Genomic DNA, 22,828 nt, shown 5'->3' with positions numbered 1-22,828 from the left:
GCTCGTCGGGGTACTTCCTGGGTGCTGCCATGACTCTCATCCTCCATGGATTGAGAGCCTCCACCAGACCCGGGGCGATTCACGGTATCAGCGAAGGGCGAGCCCAGGACGCCTTCTTCACTGGCGAGCCGACATTGGCGCCGACCGGAAGCTTCAGCCACAGTTCGTCGGAGCCTAGGGGCCGATCAGCAGGCGACGCAGGCCATGACCCAAAGCTGTTCGAGACCTCCATCCGGCTGTCAGTACCCTCCACCCGCGCGAAGATGCCGGCAGGCACGATCAGCTGACGGGCGACGTTGTCATCGACGACGAGCGACTCAGACCATTGATCAGCACTGTGCCACGCAGTGGCCTCTTGCCCGTCCGCCATCCCGGCTCAGCTCTCCTCGAAGCCCGACTGGTCGAACTTGAGCGTCTTGGCGTTCTCGGAGACTGTGCGTACCTTGCCGTCGCCGAAGCCGGTCTGGTTGATGGCTTCGATCTCGATTCGGACGGTCAGCTCGGTGCCGTCGTCGGCGCGAAGGTTGGCGATGACCTCGTCGGCGATGTTCTTGAAGTCCATCGCGATCTTGTCGGAGTTGAGAGTCTTCACGCCGTAAAACCGGGTCTTGGGCAGCGGGTGGAAGACATCGACCCTGGGAGTGTTCGCGTCGTGCTCCGTGGTACCGCCGTGCTGTTCGATCAGCTCGGCGAGTTGCTCTTCAGCGGTCGGCTTCGGAGCCGACTCTTCCTCGATCTGCTTGGATGCGACCTCGGGCTTCACGAGCAGGAGCGTGTCGGCGGTGTCCGGCGGAAGCGTCTTGCCGTCGTTGGTGGGCGCCCAGAGCCCGATGTAACGGCCGGTGGATTCGTCGTAGCCAGTGGCGAGAGCGAAGGCGTCAGTCTGCCAGATCATCGGCATGTCAACGACGCCCTCGTTGAGGACCTTCCGGTCACGCAGGCGCGGCATGTACGGGTACTGCGAATAGAGACTCCACAGCGCGCCGAGGGAGACGTGACCGTCCTTCCAGATCTGCGGCACCTTGGTGATCGCCAACCGGATGGTTGCAGCGGCCTGCCGGATCGACAGGTCGCCGTCGTTACCGAGGCGTCGGGAGACACGGTCGGCAAGCGCGTCGGACTGGCCTTCGACCTTTGTCTCCTTGATCAGGAACGGGGCCCCCGGGTCGGGCTGAGCGGGAACCAAGGCCCAGGTGAAGCTCTGCAGCAGACGCGCGGTGACGGTCTGGTCGGCCTGCGTCGCACGCTGTGAAGCCTGGTTCTTCTGGTTCTGGGTGAGATCGAGATCCGCCTCGTTTGACAGGACGTGCTTCCAGCCGAGGTAGTCGCGAGTCGCGTTATCGAGTTCTTCCAGCCTGGCCTCGTCCGCGGCCAGGTACACAAGCGCGTTGCGATGCGTGCGGTTCGAACTGCCGCGATGCTCCGTGGCCTTGTGGGCAAACTCTTTGGCCGCCGACTCCGCCCCACGCTTGTGGGCGAACTTGGGGTGCAGGATGACGAGGCGAGCCTCGTCGCTGTCTGGGATGTCGGCATTCGACTCCGGGCAGACGTGAACGCCAGCGAAGTCGCCACGCGTTCGGCCCTGATCCTGAAGTCGACGCACAATCTCGGCCCATACGTCCTCCTTGTGGAGACGCTCGGCCTGGTCCTTCGCGGTCCGGGTGATGTTGGGCTGGACGTCGTACCAGTATTTGCCTGAGCCGGAGTAGAAGTACGTCGCTCGGTCGCCGAGCTGCGTCAGCGCGGAGTGGAAGTTACCTGGGATATCGCCGGGAATCGCGGTGCCCAGGAAGACGCGCTGCGTGCCGATTCCTTTGTGCACAGACCCCGGTGCGATCGTTGGGGCCGCTCCGAAGAAGACCGTTCGGGCGAGCCGCTTGGTGAGCGCGCGCTGGCCGAAGAGCGGCTTCTCCTTGTCGATGCGAGCCGGTTCAGAGTTGGGGCCGTCGACATCAGCGTCGATGATCGCCTTCCAGGAGTCCTGGAGATACTGCGTGAGCTCGGAGTTGACGTTGGACGTCGCGAGCGGTATCGAGGCGGGCATGATCATCGGCGACTGGTCTTCGCCGGTCCAGAGAGCGTGGATGACCGTGCTCATCAGCCTCAGCACGCCCCGCGTGCGCTGAAAGCGCTCCAGTGACGACCACTCCTCGTAGAGGGTGTCGAACAGCTCCGGGTGGATCGGGTAGGTCCGCTTGATCCGGTCCTCGTAGGCGCTGTCGCGCACTTCGCGCGGGAAGTCGTCGGAGAACTTGCGATACATCTCGACGTACGCCCGAGCGGTGGCACCGATCGCCGCGAGCGCTGCGGCGTCGGGCTGCTTGAACAGACGTTGCTTGACGATGTGGTAGGCCTCGTCCGATGACGCGGGGCGCCATTGGTCAGCGACACGGCGGACGACGTTCTGCAACCGCTTGAGTGCTTCCAGGCCGTGCTGGCCGCCGACCTCCTCGGCGTTCCCAGCGACGATCGTGTCGTTTGCGTCCCCCCTTTCCGAGGCCGGGATCGAGATCGCCAGCAGGACACCCTTCGTGCCCTTAACAGCCTCCGTGAGCGACTGGGCAAAGGTGAACTGATCGTCGAACGTGCCACCTGCAAGGTCATCGCGACCGACGAGGGAGCGCGCGTACGCGACCCACTCGTCAATAAGAATGACTGCCGGTGCGTACTTCTCGAGTAGCTCGTGCAGCGCGTCGCCGGGGTGTGTGCGGTCGCGGTCAGCCTTGGCCACCATGGCGTAGGCCTGCGGCCCACCGAGCTGCCAGGCGAGCTCACCCCAAATGGTGTTGACCTGCGTCCCGTCGTCCTTGGTCACGCCCGACGGACTGAGGTGGTTGCCGACGATCGCGACACGGTTGACCGCCGTGGCCGAGTAGCCGTTAGCCGTCAGGAGCTCCTGTGTCTCCTGAGGGAAGCCGCCGACCGGATGGCCAGCGGCGACGTGCCAGAGCGAGAGCATCGAGTGGGTCTTGCCGCCGCCGAAGTTGGTCTGCAGGTTGATGACCGGCGAGGCGTTGTCGTCACCCTCGAGGCGGCGGACCGCGCGGCCGATGAGGTCACGTAGGCCTTCGGTCAGGTAGGTACGTCGGAAGAACTCGACCGGATCGGCGTAGTCGGAGTCGACCTCTCCCCCGGTGGCGACCTTGTAGAGGTCGGCGGCGAACTCGGAGGCGTGAAAGTTGCCCGTAGCGACGTCGTCGTGCGGCTGGAGCACCTCGCGCCACGGGCGAAGCCCTGCAGCCTCAGGGTTATCGACCGCTGCTCTCAGAACCTTCTTGTCGTCCTTGTCGGCCGTCACCCGGCGCAGGTTCAACCGAATCGCGCGGACTTCGTCTGCCTCCTTGGCTGCGCCGATGAGCTTGAGCAGCCGTTCGCCGGTGTCGAGGGCGCGGTACGCGTCGTCGTCGGTAAAAGTCCCGTTATGCGCCCACTCGTTGCGCACCTCTCGAAGCTCACTGGCAAACGTCTCGCCGGCGCGACCGATGGCCTGGTTGAAGGGGTACCACCCCGGCTTGAACCCGGCGGTGATGTTGCCCTCGGTGAGGATCCTGAACTGCACCTGGGGATCGAGGGCATCGTACGTCTTCGTCGACGGCGCACCGTTCTTGCTGTCCTTCGCCTGAACGAGCTTCGTCCAAACCGCCCCCAGCGAGGGGTCGCCCTGGCCAACGACTGTGGAGATGAAATCGTCCAGCGCCGGCGCCAGCACCTGGAACATGCGGTCGATGCGGTCTCGGTTACTCAGTGCCATGTCAGTCGGTCTCCGTGACGGTGTCATCTGCGAGCTCATCGGGCTCGAAGTGAGCTGAATCTTCTTCGGCGAAGCCTTGGTCGATGTCGCGCTGGACATTCTTGCCGATGGCGGCCTCAACGAGCTTGCACAGGCTCTCGCGGCGTGCCCTGAAGAACGCGTGGAAGTCATCCGCGCGCAGGAGCTCTGCCGGCACGAGATGCGTTCCGAGCAACTCGTCGAGGCGAGGTGAGTCCAGCTGGGCGCGCGCCTCGATCACCTTCAGGTACGACGACGGCGCAGTGCCGCCGATCGTCCGATTGGTCCGCGCGCTGATCGTGGTCTTGTTGACGATGCTCTCGCGGTGCTCGTCGTCGATCCCCGTGTCGTTGCACCACTTCTGCGGGAAGATGTGATGGATGTCGACGGCAAGGTCGACGTACTGGACCTTGTCGAGCGCCTTGTCCTCCATCCAGTCACGCGCGCCGCCCGCGAGGATGAGCGCTGCGATGCCCTTGTAGGCTGCTGCGTTCCGGGTTCGGAGCGAGTGAAGGCGCGACTCGGTGAAGTTGGCGTCTTGAATGGTGCGCGGGACCGGCATTGACTCGTCGCGGGCCCAGGCCGGGACCATCTCGATGTCACGTGCGAACCGAGTTTCGATGGCGGAGCCGTATAGCTCCCCGAGCACACCGCACCAGTACCAGCGGATGAGTCGCTCGCTCACGCTGATGAGGTCAGCGTCCTTGCCGAGCACGACCTTGATTGTGGCCAGCGGGACCAACTGCTTCGGATACGGCACGTCGCGTGGAGCGAAGATGTGACGATCGGCGAGGAAGGTGGCCGCCCAGATGAACGCCTCACGGAGCTGGTCGCGCCACTCCAGGTAGTCGGCAAGCGTAAGCTTGAGGACGTCTTCGCGCTTTGCAGAGATTGCCGGCGGCCGGTCGGACGTGTCAGCCAGGTTGCGTTTGCGGGTCGTGAGCATCGTGACCGCTTGCAGGAAGTCGATGTTCTCTACAGCTGCGAGGACTGGATACGAGGACCACTTAAGTTGGGTTTCCTTCCAATCGTCGTTCAGGCGGAAGTCCTCGCCCGACTTTTCGTAGTAGCCTGCGTCCCCGGCGAAGACTGCGGTCAGCAATTCGAAAACGTTGAGTGGCAGACCTCCGATGTTGACCTTCTCAAAGACAGTGGCAACGGCCGCCTTGTCCGTGCTCTCGTCGAGCACGATCGCTGGGATGTCATAGGTTGCGGCCGGCTTGATGAACTCCTCGTGGAACCGCTTGCCGAGATCTCTGTCCGCGAGTTCCAGGATCCAGCTCATGTAGTCGCCGTAGAGGAGATGCAGCGGGAAGTAGCCGTGTTCGCGCTGCTTGTCGTGGTCGCTCAGGTCGAGGACGACATCCTTGCCGAAATTGGTCTTGATGACTCCGTCGGCGGGGATGCTGATGAGAGCTTCGTCCACCCGGTTTGAGTCGCTCAACGCGGTTTCCATGTGCACCAGGTAGCGGCGGTCCAGAAGTTTGCCGCGGCTGTCCTTGGTGGCGACCGCGCCATCGCCGCTGAGCGCCTGCGTGAGGGACGTCAGACGCTGCTGGCCATCGAGCAGGAGGAACTTCGCTTCAGTGCCGGGCGCGAGTTCGACACCCTCGATCGGACGCGGTTTGAACCGAACCTGGGTATTGCCGGTTTTCAGGAGCATGACCGCGCCGAGAGGGTGGCCCCGCAGCACCGTGACCAGCAACTGGCGGATGCGCTCGTCTTCCCACTTGTACCCACGCTGGAAGTCCGGGAGCTGGATCTCCCCCGACCGCGTCCACGTCAGGTATTCACCAAGCTCGTACATTGGTGTCAGGAAGCCCATCTCAGTCCTCTTCGGGTTCGAAGTCGATCACAGCCTGCGTGGCTAGTGGCCTGGCGTCGGCGGCACGCTTGGCCGCATCCAGGACGTCGGGCCAACTCGTGACGACGTTATTGAAGCTCAGCGCATCCTTGGTCCAGCCCTGCTTCTCGGCGAAGCGGAACAGCAGGTGGGCGAGCTCCTTCACCAGGTCGGCTTCGACCGCACCGTCCGGGCGGCTGAGCGCGGCTTGCAAGAAGTCGCCGGCCGGGGCGATGCCCTCGCGCTCGAGCGTTTTGATCAGGTGGTGCAGCGCTTCCCACGCGCTGGTGTGGTCGTCCGAGAAGACGTCGTAGTCTGACGGCAGGTCGGCCGGCTTGATCAGCGCGACCTTCCCCGCTGCGCTGGTGAGGATCTCGTTACGGCGCATGGTCTCGACGCTGGTGTTGCGGGCGCGGGCGAGGTTGTCGGCGTCGCCGAAAGTGCCGATGCCGTAGCCGTGTTGGCGGTACCAGGCGATGGCGAATCGGGTGGTCGCGTCAAAGTCACCCTCCTGCTCCGACAGCACCCGATCGAGGATCTCGTTGATCCGCGCGAGCGCGGAGCGGACGGTCATCTTCGAGCCGTCGTTCTCGATCACCCCGCTGTAGCGGCTGAACACCGACATACCTGGCCCGATCGCCGCCTGCGGCAAGTCGACGGGCGCGATCTGGCCCTGTTGGAGCTTGCGGAGCGCGTCGGGCAGCTCGGCCTCGAGTGCAGCGATGAAACCGCGGCGATCGGTGGTGGGTGCGGACTCCGGGCGGGGGCGGAGGGAGAGGACGATCGACGATGCGAGGGCGTTGGTGCCGCTCGCGATCATCCGGTTGCTGAGCTCGCTGCGGTTCGGCCATGTGGACGTGATCTCCCAGCCGGAGCGGATCATGCCGTCGAGGAGGGTCTCCCAGCCTGTAGATGCCTCACCAGAGCCGTCGACCTCGCTCTGCTTGAAGGCGTACCAGACGGTGATCGGATAATCGTCGCGCGCTGCTTCGCGGGCACGGGCAAAGACCGACCTGAAGCCTTCCTCGAAGAAGGCTCGCGCCCCTTCCTTGCCATCGTGGCGGTAAGGATTGGCGACAAGTTCCTCCGCTTTCGGGACCAGCATCGTGCTGAGAAGGTCCGAATGAACTGCTCGCAACGTGCGGCGAAGCCAGACGTAGAAGAAGTCCGACAAGTCCGAGTAGCCAATGTTGTCGTAGTATGGCGGGTCAGTGCTGACCAGGACACCCTCGTACGATCGGGAACTCGCATCCGCCTGGTCCGCGTGCCCCGAGGCATCCGGAACCAAACGTTCAAGAGCCTTGCCGACCCAAGTCCACTGGTCACGCATGTTGCCAGACGACGCTGACAACGGGTTCGCCTCGCAGAAGTCCCAAACCATTGGGATGGCCTGTCGAGCGAACAGGTGGCCGATGCCCTCGTTCTTGACGTCGGAGCGCCATGCACACAGAGCGTTGTGATAGTCGGTCGCCTTTGAGATGCCGAAACCCAGGAGAGTGGCAACGCCATCGGCGTACTCCTGGGTGCCGCCGTCGGCGAGGACCCGCTCCCGGGCCTCGGCGACCAGGTCGCTGAAGGTGGTGAGTGCGACGAGCTGGCGGTTGGTGAAGAGGTCAGCCCAGGTCGTGATGCCGTAGTTCGGCGTCTTGAAGTCCCGTGGGTTCGTCGGAAGCGTTCCTTCCGGTACATCTTCGGGGCGTTGAAGGTCAGCGGCCTGCACGTGTACCTCGGTCGGTGCGAGGTAGACGCGCTGTCGGTTGCCCTCGGCGACAACTGACATTAGCTTCTGGTCCATTCGGCCGGCGCGGCCCTGCTCACGGATGTACTTCAGCGGCACGGACGACTCGCAGGCGATGCAACGCCCCCCGAGCCGCCCAACAGTGCCGTCGTTCTCCTTCGTCGGCGCACCTGCGAGGCTATGTCCGATGTCGAACGCCACTCGCTGCCCCGATGGATGGTCAGCGTCCGCAACGACGGTCGGGACGACATACGCCTCCTTGCCCTTCTTCTTGCCCAGCCACCAGGACCGGACGAGGGGCATCTCGATGCCGCAGGCGGGGTTGGGGCAGGTGACGGTGCGGGCCCAGATCCAGGCGATGACGGTGGCCTTGGATCCGTCCGGGAGTGTGGCCTTCGGGTAGAGGTGGCCGATCCGCTCCTCGGCCTGGTCGCGCATCCACTGGCCGTAGGCGCGGACGTCGGCAGCGAGGCCCTCGGCGCCCTTCCACTGGCGGATCTGCGACTCGGCCAGGCCGGGGAACACGGGCGACTGGTCGCGGAACTTCGGCGGAATCTCGATGAGCGCCTTGTTGATGAGCACGGCGACCGGATTGAGGTCGGAGGCGTGCGCCTCGAGGCCGAGCCGCTGCGCCTCGAGCGGGATAGTGCCGCCGCCGGCGAATGGGTCGAGGATCGGAGGCGGGTTGCCATCAGTCGACTTGAGAATCTCCTGGCGGGCTTCCTCAAGCAGGCGCTCGTCACGGATGTTCTCCCAGACCACGAGCCGCTCAATGATGCCGTGCAAGCGCTCTCGCTCGGCCCGCTGCTCCTCTTCGTTCAGGCTGGGGTCCGAACTCGGGTCATCAACCAGCTGAGCGAAGAGGACTGCCCGGGCGGCGGCAAGTGGCCGGCGAGCCCACCAGAGGTGCAGCGTCGACGGGTGACCGTGCCGGATCGACTTCTCGCGAGCGGACTCGCGGTTGATTGCCTCCAGCGGTAGCGCCACTTCGATCAGCTTGCGTTTGTGCACTGGTTCCTCGACCCTCCGTGCCCGATGTGACGGGCGAATCTGGACGCCGATACGGCGCGTGATGATGCGTACAGAACCCTACCGTTCGGCTCCGACAGAAAGGCCGAAAACGCGAGAGAACTGTGGGACTAGTCCGAGGTCAAAACGGTGTCGTCCCCTTGGCCCACGTCTTGGCCCAGTCGCCGCGAATGCCGGTGGCTTCGAAGTCGCCCAGATCGGTGGTCGCGAAGGGGTCGGCGAGATAGCGGACCTCGTCGTTCTGCGCTCCTCGGGTGTCGACCTTGACAAGGGCGAGGCGGTAGCGCGGGACCGCGTTTTTGCCGGTCATGACCTCGTTGTGGGTCACGAAAAAGTCCTTAGCGCCGTCGATGCGCGCCTTGACTTCGATTCGGTAGGTGTCGCCGTTCGCATCGGTCGAGAGGATGTCGAAGCCCTTGTTGTTAAACGCCTGCTCGACGGGCTTGCGGCCCAGCTCACGTTCGCGGGCCATGACCAGGTCGACGCCTCGGCGCTCGACCTCCTTCGTCTCCTTGGCGTGCATAGGTGCGTTGGCGGGCAGGTCGCCTTCGAGCATCGCGATCGGGAGCACAAGAGCGGCGGTCACGATCCTTGGAGGCTTGGTCGACATCAGGCTCTGCTGATCGAGCAACTCGAGGCGCTTGCGGAGGCGGACGTCAAGCTCAACAGCCTTGCGGTTCAGGCTTTCGGAGGACTCCTTGGGCTTGTCGCCGGCCTGTTCCTTCTCACTGGCGATGGCGGCGTCAAGGAGAAGTCGATCGCGTTCGCCCACTAGCCGCTTGGTCACAAGGTCGCGTGCCTTGCTCAACTCCGAGAGTCGGCGCGGCTGGACGTCCGCGAGGTACTCGGGCAACTGGTTATTGATGATCCAGCTCGTTGCCTTGTCCTCAGCCTCGGCGAGCCACGGCAGATCACGAGCGGCTTTAGTGACGGCGTTCTCGGGTGCGGCGACGCAGTCCAAATAGGGCGCAGGCCCGGCGGGGCTGACGGTGCCGTAGGAATCGACGTAGGCGTAGCCAAAACGGCGGGCGACGGACTCGCCGGTGGCGTCGGCGACCTCCTCGATTACGCCGACGAGCAGGTGAGGCTCCTCCAGCGCGGCCGAGACGAGGACGGTGCCTCGGTTGAGTGCTCCGCCGAACTGACGCACGGCCTCATCCATGACTGCGTCGTGGAGTGGGTGACCGGGGGCGAGGAGGTCGGCGCGGGCCAAGTCGCCGGGCTGGACCTTGTCGAGGTCGAAGGTGACACGGTCGTACTTGGTGGCGATCGGTCCCTTGCCGGCTGCCCGGATCTGTTGGGGGACGTTGGCGATCTCGTAGCGACCCTGTTCACGCTTGACGATGCGGCCCCCGAGCCGGGTGAACGCAGCCTTGAAAGCGAGTTCGATGTAGTGCGGTTGGAGCCGACGTGCACGGGCCTCGTCCATTGCCGCTCGAAGAACCTGCAAATCCGCTTCAGCCAGATGCTCAGATGCAAGGGCACGTTCGTCGAGGAGATCCTTGAGCCCTTCGCCGACAGACGCATCGATGACATCGTGCATCTTGTCCTTGACATCCGGTCGCTCGCCGTACTGGATGGCATCTAGCAAGAGCGTCCGCAGCGGGACCTCATTGAAGGCTTCACCGAGGACGTCGAAGACCTTGCCGCCGTAGGTCTCTCGCATTTGTTCGAGCTTCTCGAGCAATCGGCTGAAGACCTCACCTTCGCGGGTGTTCGCAGCGACGAGGTTCCAGAGACGGCAGACTTCCTCCTGGCCGATGCGATGAATTCGACCGAACCGCTGCTCGATACGGTTCGGATTCCAGGGCAAATCATAGTTGACCATGAGGTGAGCTGCCTGGAGATTCAAGCCCTCGCCGGCGGCGTCAGTCGCAATGAGGATCTGGACGTCGCGGTTCTTGGTGAACTCCTCGGTGATGATCCTGCGGTCGCCACGACGAACACCGCCGTGGATGGCTTTCACCGCTTCAGGTCTGCCGAGCAGAGAACCGATTTTGCGCGTGAGGTAGTCGAGCGTGTCGCGGTGCTCAGTGAAGATGATGAGCTTTCGAGGCGAGCCGTTGGTATCGCTGGTCAGAGCGTTGTCCTGAAGGATTCTCGACAGCTCGGTCCACTTGCGGTCAGTACCGGCGTCTCGCACACGCTTGGCGGTTTCGACGAGTGCAGCAAGCTCGATGAGTTCCGCGTCGAGTTCCTCAACTGTTTGCGCAGCTGTCGCGGCGTCCATCACGTCCTCTTCGAGCTGCTCCAACTCCTCAGCGTTGTACTCGTCCTCATCGAACTCACTGATGTCGATTGTGGGTTCGCTCTCGCGGTAGGTGCCGTTGAGGATCTCCGTCTTCTTGCGCTCCAGGCGCTCGCTGCGGCGTACGAGGCTCTTGTAGATCGCTTCGGGCGACGACGCGAGACGCCGTTGGAGGACTGTGAGGGCGAAGCCGACGGTGTTCTTGCGTTTGCCGCCGAGCTTCTCCGCGCGGTTCATCCCCTCGCGGACGTAATGGGTGACGTCTTCGTAGAGGTCCTGCTCCAGCGCGGTCAGCTCATAGGGAACGGTTTCGGCGATGCGTTCGGGGAAGAGTTTCTTGCCTTCGAAGGTGAGCAAATCCTCCTTGACCATGCGGCGCATGATCCCCGAGACGTCGACGCTCTTCTTCTGCTTGCCCTCGAATCGGTCGCGGTCGAGCAGGGTGAGGAAGAGCTGGAAGTCCTCCTCCTTACCGGAATGCGGCGTTGCGGTCATCAGCAGCAGGTGGCGGGTGATCTGGCCGAGCAACTCGCCGAGCAGGAACCGCTTGGTCTTCTCCAGTTTGCCGCCGAAGTAGTGCGCGCCCATGCGGTGCGCCTCGTCAACGATGATCAGATCCCACTCAGTCTCCTTGAGCTGGGCCTGCAGGTGCTCGTTGCGGGAGAGCTGGTCCATCCGCGCGATCAGCAGCGGGTTGGTCTCGAAGACGTTGAGGTTGATGTTGGCGTCGATCAACTGGTTGGTCAGCAGGTCGAACCGCAGCCCGAACTTGAAGAAGAGTTCGTCCTGCCACTGCTCGACCAATCCGCCAGGCGCCACGATGAGGCACTGCTTCACATCGTCACGCAGCAGCAACTCCTTGATATAGAGGCCGGCCATGATTGTCTTGCCAGCTCCAGGGTCGTCAGCAAGCAGGAAACGCAAGGGAGTGCGCGGAAGCAGCTCCCCGTACACGGCGCGAATCTGATGCGGCAGGGGCTGAACGTCGCTCGTAGCGACAGCGAGCATGGGGTCGAAGAGGCCCGCCAGGTTGATGCGCTGTGCTTCAGCAACCAACTTGTAGTCGCTCGCCTCCGCATCGAAGGCTCGGCTTCCTGTTGGCGCAATTGACAGGGTGGCTTCGTCCTTCCGGAAAACCACCTGCTGCCCAAGTGCGCCCTTGGCATTCTTGTACGTCAACTCCAGCGCGTCGGTGCCGTGCCACTGTGCGGCGATTACTGTGATGACCTCGGCAGGGATCAAACCTTCAACCCGCAAACCGGGTTTGAGTTCCTCAAGCTGCATTTCTGACCTCCTGATCGACAGTCGGCCAACGTTACGCGAACGGTCCGACAGCCCAGTGTGTGACATGCGCGTCGGTGGCCACCACTAATCTTTGCAGCAACCCAAGGACGAATGAGGCACGAGGCCATGGATCGAGAACAACGGCAAGAGCTACGCGCGACCGCTGAGCAGGTCTCACATTGGGTCGATCAGGCGAATTCATGCGTGGCACTACGCGGCAAAATCGAAGCGGATGCGTCCCAAGCCCTCGGCGCCCTACGGCAGAGGATCGTCAACGTCCATGTGGATGGCAACCGCGTCGCGTGGAGGGTGCTGCCGCTCCGGAATCCGGACGAGAAGACGCTCGGCTCGATTGCCCGTCGGGCTCAGCTCCCGACGCTCTCATCTAAGGAAAGGGGGTGGCTTGACGGGCTGACGTCATCAGCCGCTGCCGCGGTCCGTGACGTCAAGCCGTTAGTCGGTGCGCGTCGCTTCTTCAGCGGAAGCTCGAGAAAAGCCACGGGCTCCGCCGCCGGCGAGTACCTCACGCGCGTCCGAGCAGAAGGGCTCGCTGTCGACGTTCCGGGCCTTCTCGACGCGCTCCTACGACATCACACGGCCGAGCGTTCCGACATCCCTCTCCACCATGCGATGGAGGAATGGGTCGGCCTCCGCTCGCTCATCAGAGACCTCGGAGCTGACCCGCAGGTTAGCCCTGTGTCAGTCCTGGGCCCGCTTACAGCGTCTATCGAGAGCATCAACGCAGCCGTGCGACGCGAGGAGAGCCTCCAAGCCGACGCGCGCGCTGCGGGTCAGAAGGTTCGCGAGAGCGAGGTGTCAAAGATCCTGAGCGATATGCCGGTCGAACGACTCAAGAACGCCACGCGCGACCGCCTTCGCATTGGCCCACTGATTGAAGGCGGCATCACGACGGTCCAAGCTGTGCTCGACCGCGGTGCGGCACTCGAATTTCTCCCTGGAATCGGAGCGACCACCGCCACCCGGATACGGGGCGCCGCTCAAACGCTGCGGCAGACAACCCACGATGAGATGCCGGTGCGCGTCGACATCAAGAGCCGCACGCCCGAAGCAACCGAGCTCCTCCATCGCCTTCGGGACTGGGACGCACTGCGGCGGATCAAGGGCGCGACAACCGATTTGGCGTTGACGCACGCGCTGACTCCGCTCGCCAATGGTCTCGACAGAGACGTGACGCACCTGGTCGTCACCGCCGGGGACCGTACTCCCGAGCAGTTCTACGACGCCGTCCAGTCGGTCAACCAGCGAGCGGCTCAAGTCTCTTTCGCAGCATCTGATCCGTCAGATCGCGACCCCTGGGAGGACTTCCTCACGAGACCTGCCGACTACTTTGCGTTGCTGTCCGAGCTCGGCTTTATTACGGAGGACGACGAGAAGACCCACGGGGACCTGCCGGACGACATTGTCGATGCAGTTCGGAAGCTTGAACTCAACACTCAGCATCTGACGGCCTCGCTCCGCGGCTACCAGAGTTTCGCCGCCCGGTTCGCTCTCACACAGCGCAAGGTGATCATCGGCGACGAGATGGGCCTCGGGAAGACCGTCGAGGCCCTCGCTGTCCTCGCACACCTGAAAGCCAAGGGCTCCCACCACGCCCTCGTGATCTGTCCAGCTGCCGTCGTCACCAACTGGCTGCGCGAAGTTCAGTCCAAGTCGGCTCTCCGACCTCACAGGGTGCATGGGCACGGCCGCGACTCAGCGCTGCGGAACTGGACGCGTAATGGTGGGGTCGCAGTCACCACCTTCGAAACCTTGGCCTGGGCTAGTGAGAGCATCGGCAGCGTCGACATCGGCTGCATCGTGGTTGATGAGGCCCATTACATCAAGAACCCTGCTGCACTGCGCTCGCAGCGCGTTTCAGACCTCATCGACAGATCTGACCGAGCGATTCTCTTGACGGGCACACCGTTGGAAAACCGTATCGATGAGTTCCGAAACCTCGTGAGCTATCTCCGGCCGGACCTATTGCTGGATGCGAACGAGCTCGCGCCTCGACGTTTTCGCCGCCAGGTCGCACCTGCATATTTGCGGCGGAACCAAGAGGACGTGCTGACTGAGTTGCCAGAACTCGTCGAGGTTGACGAGTGGCTTCCCATGTCGTCGAAGGACGAGCAGGCGTACCGGGAGGCGGTCGGCGCCGGCAACTTCATGGCGATGCGCCAAGCCGCGATGGCGAACGGTATCGACTCCGAGAAGATGCGACGGCTCATCGAGATCGTCGAGGAGGCCGAAGACAACGGCCGGCGCGTGATTGTTTTCTCTCACTTCCGCAAGGTGCTCGACGAGATCGCTCAGGTGCTACCTGGCGAGGTATTCGGCCCTCTTACCGGGTCCGTGCCGGCGGCCGCACGCCAGACGATGGTGGACCGCTTTTCCTCAGCCGGCCACGGCGCGGTGCTGGTCTCGCAGATCGTCGCTGGCGGCGTAGGGCTCAACGTGCAGGCCGCGTCGGTGGTGGTGATCTGCGAGCCGCAACTCAAACCCACAATCGAGTGGCAGGCGATCGCACGGGCGCGGCGCATGGGCCAGCTCCAAACCGTTCAGGTGCACCGGCTTCTGTCTGAGGAAGGCGTTGATCAACGAATAACCGATCTCCTTGCGCGCAAGAAGGAGCTATTCGACGACTTCGCTCGAGTGAGCGAAACTGCGGAGAGCGCGCCCGAAGCCTACGACGTCACTGAGGCCGAGCTCGCGCGGGAAGTTGTCGCGGCTGAACGCGAGCGTCTGTTCAAACGGCCCACTGCTGAATCCCGCGAGGAAGAGGCGGTCTGATCCGTTTCGGGGCCCGAGGGCGCCGCGCAATGGGCATTCGCTCCGCGGCGTCCTCGCGCTTCGGCATCGTTTGCTAACTCCACGCTGGCCGCAGTGCCGGAAAACGTGGAGTTTGACCGTGAGGTTCCGGCGTCGTCGTCTGCGCGGAAACGTGGCCATCGGTCTTGCACCGCGCAGTTGGCCGGGCCAACCCCTCCGCGGCCTTACACGCTGACCAAGAGGAGCCACCACAAGGAGAAAACCCCCGAACCGAAGGTCCGAGGGTTTTCGATGTCTGTCGACATCTAATTGGTAGCGGGGGCAGGATTTGAACCTGCGACCTCTGGGTTATGAGCCCAGCGAGCTACCGAGCTGCTCCACCCCGCGTCGGTAGTTCCTACTTTACGGGACGGCCATATGCCGTTCAAACTCGGGGTCCCCCTCTGAGCTTCCGAGCTGGAACCGCGGGAAGATCAGCGTTCTCGCGCGCGCTGGACGGCGGACTCGCCGTGGTCGCGCACGGCGATAACAGCCGCGGTCAGGGTCTCGGGATCAGCAGAGAGGCCGGCGATCACCTCGTCGAGCTGGTCGAGTCCCGCGTCGGCGAGCAGGCGCTTCTCGTTCGTCACCCACTGGCCTCGCGCCGCCATCACCGCGTGGGCGAACTCGAGCGCAGCGACCGCAACCAGGCCCGCAGTCTGCGTGACGCGCCCGTGGATCGCATCGTTGTGCTCGGCGTAGACGAGGTTCATCCGGGCACGCCCCATCCACACTTCGGGCGCGAGGCGCCGAAGCCCATCGGGATACGTGGGACGCGGGAGCTCTCCCCTCAGCACCTGGTTGATGCCAAGCTCGGCGACGACGAGGTAGCTCGGGATGCCGGCGAGGTGGAACATCAGCGGTTCGATGTGGAAGTCACCGCGCCGACTCCGCTCGAGCTCGCGCTCGACGACGGCGAGGTCGCGGTAATGGACGTCCACCCGCCGGCCGTCGATGTGCAGCCACGCGCCACCGTTGAACACTCCCCCGCCCCAGTCACCGATCTCCGAGACCTCGCCGTCCCAACCGACGTCGCGCAGCGACTGCGGGTCGAAGGCGCCGCGGTAGTAGATCGCCATGTCCCAGTCGCTATCGGGACGCGCAATCCCTTGCGCACGTGACCCGCCGAGCGTGACGGCCTCGACGGCCGGGAGCGCGGCGAGGGTATCAGCGACGTGGTCGAGGAACTGGGAGTCGTCCATGGCGCTCACGCTAAAGGACCCACCGCGGTTCCCGACACCACCTCACTTGCTGAGGTTGCGGAACTGGCGGCGTACCGAAGAGAGTGGCCGAACCGAAGCGAGGGAGCGCTTGATCGCGGAGGAGGACGCTGCCCGTGGCGATGGAGTCGGACGCGGAGCCCCTTCGCGCTGCCGGAAGCCAGACGCAGCCCCGCGCGGCGAAGCGCCAATGTTGTCAGGAAGCGCAGAATTTCTAAATCTCGCACCTCGGCGCGCGCAAATCGATATTGTGCCCTTATGGATCTCGCCGAGGTACAGCTAAAGGTACAGCTTGCGCTCCTTCGCACATTCAAAGAGGAGCACGCTCTTTTCGAATATCGCGCAAGCGAAAGGTCAATCGTGCACCAACTCGCCTTGAGGGTACGAGATCAGTTTCCCAATTTTGACGTAGACGTGGAGTACAATAGAGAATCCGGCCAAGGTGATGTGAAATGCGTCCATACCGAGCCCGGCAAGCGCTTACTTAAGAGACGACGACTCCCTGACCTTGTGGTGCATCACCGCGAGGCCATCGGAACGAATAGCAATTTGCTTTGTCTTGAAGCCAAGACGGCCTGGTCGCCCGGCGGGATCACACGCCTGGACGGCGATTCGCTCAAGGTTCAAGCGCTCATGCAGACCTTCGGGTATAGGCATGGTGTTGCGCTTGAACTCCACCCATACGGAGAGTCTCGATGGTTCACCTTGCAAGAGGGTGCACCTGTGGAGGTCCGCGAGGACGATCAGATCAAGATAGGCACTAGCGAGTGATGCCCCACACCAGCAGAACCTCGCTCACAGTTCAGAACTCACTGACGACGATGAAACACCTCAACGCCCGCTAGCGGCTCGCTGTGACTCGGTCCAGCGGGTGAGTTCGGCGGTGAGCTGTGCGGGAGCGTCGAGCTGGATGAGGTGCCCCGCCCCTTCAACCAGCGTGAGGCTCGCGCCCGGAATGAGCGACTGGAGCCGGTGGGCACGGTCCACGGCAATCCACTCGTCCTCGGCACCCCACACGATGTGCGTCGGCTCGTCGATCGTCCCGTACAGCGGCTCGACTTCGTCCGTGAACCGTTCGTCCGCCTGGGCCATCTGCCGGTACAGCGCCGCCGGCCCCTCGCCACCGGTCCAGGGTTCGACGAGCATCGCCAGATCCTCCGGTCGCAATCCGCGATGGCTCGCACCGCTGATGTAGGCCTCGACAGCCCCGCGATGCACCGCAGGAGGCAACTGCTCGAAGACTTCGGCGTGCTGCTTGACCAGCCTGAAGAACGGCGAACCCCATGGCCTGAGTGCCACCACGTCGACGAGACACAACGACGCGAATCGCGCCCCGTGGAGCAAGCGGGCGCGCAGAGAGACCACTCCCCCGAAGTCATGCGCGATCACGTGCGGCCGCTCGAGCCCCCACTCGCGCAGCAGCTGCGCGAACAGCTCTCCCTGCACGCCGAGGTCGACCGCGTGGTCGGGGTGCTTCGACGACACGCCGTACCCGGGCATGTCCCACAGGTACACGGTGAACCGGCTGGAGAGCGCTTGAGCGATGGGGCGCCACAGCGCCGACGACCACGGCGTGCCGTGCAGAAACACGAGCGGCGGGCCATCGCCGAAGCGATTCCACGCCACGGTCCGGCCGTTCCACTCGATCGTTCGTGTGAGGTGAGGAGTCACGCCAGCGACGATAACCGCGGGCGGTGTCACGTTGCCGTATTCGGCTCGGTGGTCTCGATACGGTCGGTCGCTGAGCGACCTCCCTACTCGACCACCAATGGCCGGATTAGGTGGTCGCGTAGGCCCGAGGAACGAGGGCCGTATCGAGACCAGCCGACGTAACGCGGTCTCGATACGGCTCCGCAAGCTCCGCCTACTCGACCACCTATGGGGGTGGTGAACGAAACCACAAAAGTGTCGGTGGCCTTCTCTAGGTTAGAAACATGATCGAGAGCAGTTCTGACGCGCGGGTCGGCTTCCTGGCCGAATTGCGGCGCGAGAATGCTCTCGCGGAGTACCGCCGCTGGTCGGCCACGCTCGAGTACCTCGACGCGGAGACCGCGCGGATCGAGCGGGAGGTCGAGCCGCAGCAGCGCGAACTCGCCCTCGCGGCCGTGCGGTCGGTGATCGCGCAAGCCAACGGGTGGAGCGAGCATCAGATCACGGCACGAATTCACGAAGCCGAGACCGCCCGCGGTGAACTGCAGAATGTCTGGGCAGCGTTCGGCGAGGGTCTGCTCGACGCCGCTCGGGTGTCGATCATCGCGGCGGGTGCGTGGAAGCTGACCCAAGAACGATCGATAGCCAAACTCGACCGGCGCGTCGTCGCCTACGCCACGACGCATACGACCGGCGAACTGCACCAGTGGATCAAACGGTTCATCGCCCGCGTCGAACCCGACGAGGTCGAAAAACGGTACGAGGACATCGTCGCCGAACGATCCGTCACCATCCATCACCACGAGGACGGGACCGGCGACCTGTACGCCGAAAACCTGCCCTCGTACGTCCTCGCGGGGATCGACCAGCGGCTCGACCACGCCGCCAAGACAGTGACCGAGGACGAGCGGACCATCGCCCAGCGTCGCGCGGACTTCCTCGTCGACGCCCTCGACCACATCGACCCCGACAACGAACCCGCCCGGACCCCGAACCTCGCGATCGGGGTGATGGTTCCTGCGTCCACGCTCGCGGGCATCGATGATCAGCCCGCCATCAGCGCCGACCGTGACTGGGTGATCCCCGCCAACGTCCTTCGCACACCCGCCGAAAGCGGCCACACGTTCTGGTACCGGCTCCTCGTCGACGAGAACGACAACATCCTCGCCACCCGCTACGACGGCCGATACCCCCCAGACCACCTCCGCAACGCGATCCGCTTCAGAGACGGCACCTGCCGATACCCCAGAATGGAGCCATCGCATAAGGGGCATAGCCGCGATGGAGACGAAGAAGGCGCAGAACTGCGACCTCGACCACCGAGAACCACTCCCCGACGGCCCCACCTCAGGCGACAACCTCTGGGCCTTGTGCCGCCACCATCACAAACTCAAGACCTTCAACCACGCCGAGCCGCTGCCCTTCGGTGAGGGATGGGCGTGGCGCGTGGGCGAGACGGTGCTCCGGGAGTAGAGCGCGTCGCGTCGTGTGGTCTCGATACGCTCCCTCGTTCCTCGGTCGCTACTCGACCACCTATGACGTCGGCCCTCGTTCCGGTTCCTGAGTAGCCGCGAGGAACGAGCGGCGTATCGAAGGGCGCGGCTACTCGACCACCTACGAACTTCAGTCACGTGGTCTCGATAGGCTCCCTCGTTCCTCGGTCGCTACTCGACCACCTATGGCCGGTTAGTCTCCTGGCATGGGTGAGGAACGGGCTTTGGGAGCGTTGGAGTCGGCGGGGATCTCGTTTGCGGTGACGCGGCACGGGCCGGTGTCGTCGCTCGAGGAGGCGGCCGCCGCGCGCGGCGTCGAGCCGGCGAAGCTGCTCAAGTCGCTCGTCGTCCGCCGCGCCGAGGACGACTACCTGTTCGTCCTCGTCCCCGGCGATCACGGCATCAGTTGGCCCAAGCTCCGCGCTCTGCTCGGCGTCTCACGCCTGTCGATGCCGGACAAGTCCGTCGCGAAAGACGTCACCGGCTACGAGCGCGGCACCATCACCCCGTTCGGCTCCACGCACGCCTGGCCGGTCATCGCGGACAACCGCATCGTGGGCGCCGGCCCGGTCTCCATCGGAGCCGGCGCCCACGGGGTCGCGGCGACCGTCGACGGCGACGACCTCGTCGCCGCCCTCGACGCTCAGGTCGCCGACGTCACCGATCCGCTCTGACGCCGCCCGAACCGGCCCCGCACCTTCTCCACCAGGAGGTACAGCACCGGCACCAGGATCAGCGTCAGCAGCGTCGAGGTGACGAGTCCACCGATCACGACGATCGCCAGCGGCTGCGAGATGAACGCACTACCGCCGGTGATACCGAACGCCATGGGCGTCAGCGCACCGATCGTCGCGAGCGAGGTCATGAGAATCGGGCGCAGACGATGCCGCGCGCCCTCCTCTACAGCATCGGTCGGTGACAGCCCCTGCTCGCGGTACTGGTTCACCAGGTCGATCAGCACGATCGCGTTCGTCACGACGATGCCGATCAGCATGAGCATGCCGATGAGTGACGGCACACCGAGGGGGATGCCGGTCGCCACGAGCAGACCGATCGAACCGGTCGCCGCGAACGGCACCGACACGAGCAGGATCAACGGCTGGATCAGGCTGCGGAACGTGCCGACCATGATGAGGTAGACGATCAGCACTGCCAGCGCGAGCGCCAGACCCAGCTGCGTGAACGCCTCATCCTGATCGGCCGCGACACCACCGATGGAGGCCTCCGCGCCGTCCGGAAGGTCCAGATCGTCGATCGCCGACTGCAGCGCCGTGGTCACCGAGCCGAGATCGTCGCTCTCCGGCGTCGTCGACACCGTCACCGAGCGATCCCCGTCGAGACGCGTGACTGTCGTCGGCACCTGCAGCTCCTCCACCGTGGCGACTTGACCGAGCGTCACCCCCGGCGCGAGCGGCGTCTGCCGCAGCGCCTCCACACCCTGCGGCACCTGGCCCATCGCCAGCACCGCGTCACGACGCTCGCCGTCGAGCACGACCTGACCGAGCGGAACCGGTTGCAGTGAGCTCGCCACGATGCCGGCCAACGAGGTCTCGTCCAGGCCCGCCGCCGCGGCCGCCTGCTGGTTGAGCGTCACCGAGACGATGGGCTGCTCCCCCGACGCGTTCGACGTGACGTCCTGCGCGCCGTCGATGCCCTCGACGGCTTCGAGCACCTGCGTGGCGGCCTCGTCGAGCGCCTCCGGATCGTCCGCCGTCACGACCACGTCGAGGCTGGACGCGAAGCCACCGGTCGCATCCAGTGTCACCTTGCCGACGTCCTCCAGGCCGTCGATCGCAGCGCGGATGTCGTCCTGGAGCGCGGTCTGGTCGGCCTCTGGATCGGTCGTGACCGAGAACGACGCGTCGCTGGAGCCGGCGAGGACGGCGAGGCCCTCGCCCTGGCCGACGGTCGTCTGCACCGTCTCGACGCCGTCGATCTCGAGCAGCGCCTCCTCGACCTTGGTCGCGGCCTCATTCTGCCGTTCGAGCGAGGCGCCGGGCTCCAGCTCCTGCGTCACCGCGACGGTGTTCTGACCGGAGTCGCCGAGGAAGTTCGTCTTCATGAGCGGCGCGAGGGCGAACGTGCCGATGAGGATCGCCACCGCCACCACGAGCGTGATGACCGGGTGCGCGTTGGTGCGGTGCAGCAGCGGCACGTACAGCCGCTGGAGGAAGCCCTCGCGCTCCTTCTGCTCGGCCTCGCGGCGCACCTGCTCGGCGTCGACCTCGCCCGTCGGGGCCTTGAGGAACCAGCCGGCGATGACCGGGATGATCGTCAGCGCGACGACGAGCGAGGCCAGCAGCGCGAGCGAGACGGTCAGCGCGAACGGACGGAACAACTCGCCGACCTGACCGCCCACGACGGCGATCGGCAGGAACACCGCGGCCGTCGCCAGGGTCGCCGACGTGATAGCGCCCGCGACCTCCTTCACGCCGGTGATGATCGCCTGCACCTTCGGCGTCCCGTAGGACAGGTGGCGTTTGATGTTCTCGATGACGACGATCGAGTCGTCGACGACGCGACCGATCGCGACGGTGAGCGCGCCGAGCGTCAGGATGTTGAGCGAGTAGCCGCCTACGTAGAGGCCGATGAAAGCGAGCAGCAGCGACAGCGGGATCGAGATCGCCGTGACGAGCGTCGAGCGCAGCGACAGCAGGAAGACGAGGATCACGATGATCGCGAACACGAGTCCAAGCGCGCCCTCGACGGTGAGGTCTTCGACCGACTTCTCGATGAACGGCGCCTGGTCGAAGACCACGTCCACGGACGCGCCGTCGCCGACCGCGGACTCGATGTCGTCGAACACGTCGTGCACGGCGTGAGAGATGTCGACGGTGTTGCCGTCGGGCGTCTTGGTGATCCCCACCGCGATGCTGTCGCGGCCGTCCGTGCGGGAGATGGACGTGGCGGGGGCCTCCGCGAGGGACACGTCCGCGACCTGACCGAGGGTGACCGGCTGCGTTGCGCCTACCAGCGGCAGCACGGCGAGGTCCTCCACCCCGGCGAACGACGTGCCGACCTGCACTGTCAGCGCGCGCTCCCCCTCGTTCACGGTCCCGGCGGGCACGAGCGCGCCGTTGTTCTCCAGCGCCGATGTGATCGCCTGCGTGTCGAGTCCCGCGCCGGTGAGGGCGGCTAGGTCCGGGGTGATCTCGACGCGCTGCGTCGGCGCGCCGCTGACCGTCACTTCGCGGACACCTTCGAGGTCGGACAGCAGCGGCACCACGTCCTGCTCCACGCGGGTGGCGACTTCGGCGAGGTCGGCGTCGCCGGCGATGGCGAGCTGGATAACCGGGAAGTCGTCGACGCTGCCGGCCAGCACCTCGGGGTTGACGTCGTCCGGGAGCGCGATGGTCGGGCCGGACAGCCGGTTCGTCAGGTCCTGGCGCGCCTGACCGAGGTCGGTCCCGTAGTCGAGTTCGACGAGGACCATCGAGACGCCGCTGCTCGACGTCGCGCTCGTCGAGGCGACGCCCGCCAGACCGCGCACGGCCGACTCCACCGGTTCGGTGATCTGCTGGTCCACGACCTCCGGCGACGAGCCCGGGTCGGTCGTCACGACCGCCATGACGGGCAGTTCGAGCGACGGGATGAGCTCGAGTTTGAGGCTCGACATGGAGACGAAGCCGAAGATCGCGACAATGACGGTGGACAGACCGACGAAAGCACGGTTGCGCAGACTGAACCGGGCAAGACCGGACACGGGACTCCTTAGGATGGTTAGCGTCACGCTAACTATGACAGGG

Annotated in this window: 11 protein-coding genes, 1 tRNA gene and 1 pseudogene; 4 read left to right on the top strand and 9 right to left on the bottom strand. The window is 64.7% G+C overall.

Annotated elements, in window-relative coordinates; genetic code table 11:
* Nucleotides 1-376 precede the first annotated feature (376 nt).
* From EHW97_RS10560 to EHW97_RS10545, 5 genes and pseudogenes are all read right to left on the bottom strand, one after another.
* On the bottom strand, nt 377-3,751 hold the full coding sequence (locus EHW97_RS10560; RefSeq protein WP_124237129.1) for a DUF499 domain-containing protein: 3,375 nt from the start codon (nt 3,749-3,751) through the stop codon (nt 377-379).
* Between the two features lies 1 nt (nt 3,752).
* Complete coding sequence (locus EHW97_RS10555) at nt 3,753-5,594, bottom strand: GmrSD restriction endonuclease domain-containing protein (RefSeq protein WP_124237128.1); 1,842 nt, start codon at nt 5,592-5,594, stop codon at nt 3,753-3,755.
* A gap of 1 nt (nt 5,595) precedes the next feature.
* On the bottom strand, nt 5,596-7,788 hold the full coding sequence (locus tag EHW97_RS10550; protein ID WP_243696395.1) for a DUF1156 domain-containing protein: 2,193 nt from the start codon (nt 7,786-7,788) through the stop codon (nt 5,596-5,598).
* A gap of 399 nt (nt 7,789-8,187) precedes the next feature.
* A pseudogene (locus EHW97_RS15765) lies at nt 8,188-8,337 on the bottom strand (DUF1156 domain-containing protein); the annotation flags it as partial.
* Between the two features lie 163 nt (nt 8,338-8,500).
* Nucleotides 8,501-11,911: a helicase-related protein gene (locus EHW97_RS10545; protein WP_124237126.1), complete on the bottom strand. Its 3,411-nt coding sequence runs from the start codon at nt 11,909-11,911 to the stop codon at nt 8,501-8,503.
* 204 nt (nt 11,912-12,115) lie between these two features.
* Here EHW97_RS10545 and EHW97_RS10540 point away from each other — a divergent pair, with 204 nt between their 5' ends.
* Complete coding sequence (locus tag EHW97_RS10540; protein ID WP_208001992.1) at nt 12,116-14,701, top strand: DEAD/DEAH box helicase; 2,586 nt, start codon at nt 12,116-12,118, stop codon at nt 14,699-14,701.
* A 289-nt stretch (nt 14,702-14,990) separates the two neighbouring features.
* Here EHW97_RS10540 and EHW97_RS10535 read toward each other — a convergent pair.
* Both EHW97_RS10535 and EHW97_RS10530 read right to left on the bottom strand, forming a co-directional pair.
* Nucleotides 14,991-15,067: transfer RNA gene (locus EHW97_RS10535), tRNA-Met, on the bottom strand.
* Nucleotides 15,068-15,153: 86 nt separating this feature from the next.
* Entirely contained in the window at nt 15,154-15,921 is a 768-nt protein-coding gene (locus EHW97_RS10530) for a nucleotidyltransferase domain-containing protein (protein WP_124237124.1), read from the bottom strand.
* A 276-nt stretch (nt 15,922-16,197) separates the two neighbouring features.
* On the opposite strand from EHW97_RS10530, the gene EHW97_RS10525 reads away from it, so the two are divergent.
* Nucleotides 16,198-16,710, top strand: a complete 513-nt coding sequence (locus EHW97_RS10525) for a hypothetical protein (protein WP_124237123.1) — start codon at nt 16,198-16,200, stop codon at nt 16,708-16,710.
* A gap of 60 nt (nt 16,711-16,770) precedes the next feature.
* Here EHW97_RS10525 and EHW97_RS10520 read toward each other — a convergent pair whose 3' ends face one another.
* Nucleotides 16,771-17,610, bottom strand: coding sequence for an alpha/beta fold hydrolase (locus EHW97_RS10520; RefSeq protein WP_124237122.1), 840 nt, complete (start codon nt 17,608-17,610; stop codon nt 16,771-16,773).
* Between the two features lie 263 nt (nt 17,611-17,873).
* Between EHW97_RS10520 and EHW97_RS10515 the strand changes: the two genes are divergently transcribed.
* Complete coding sequence (locus EHW97_RS10515; protein WP_124237121.1) at nt 17,874-19,019, top strand: DUF222 domain-containing protein; 1,146 nt, start codon at nt 17,874-17,876, stop codon at nt 19,017-19,019.
* Nucleotides 19,020-19,288: 269 nt separating this feature from the next.
* A complete protein-coding gene (locus tag EHW97_RS10510; protein ID WP_124237120.1) occupies nt 19,289-19,756 on the top strand; it encodes an aminoacyl-tRNA deacylase in 468 nt (155 codons plus the stop codon).
* Here the strand turns inward: EHW97_RS10510 and EHW97_RS10505 are convergent.
* A complete protein-coding gene (locus EHW97_RS10505) occupies nt 19,726-22,785 on the bottom strand; it encodes an efflux RND transporter permease subunit (protein WP_124237119.1) in 3,060 nt (1,019 codons plus the stop codon). The genes EHW97_RS10510 and EHW97_RS10505 overlap by 31 nt on opposite strands.
* Between the last annotated feature and the right edge of the window lie 43 nt (nt 22,786-22,828).

The sequence above is a fragment of the Aeromicrobium camelliae genome (genome assembly GCF_003850045.1).
GTDB lineage: Bacteria > Actinomycetota > Actinomycetes > Propionibacteriales > Nocardioidaceae > Aeromicrobium > Aeromicrobium camelliae.
The sequence above is the reverse complement of the archived record's forward strand: the minus strand, read 5'-3'. Positions and strand labels throughout refer to the sequence as shown.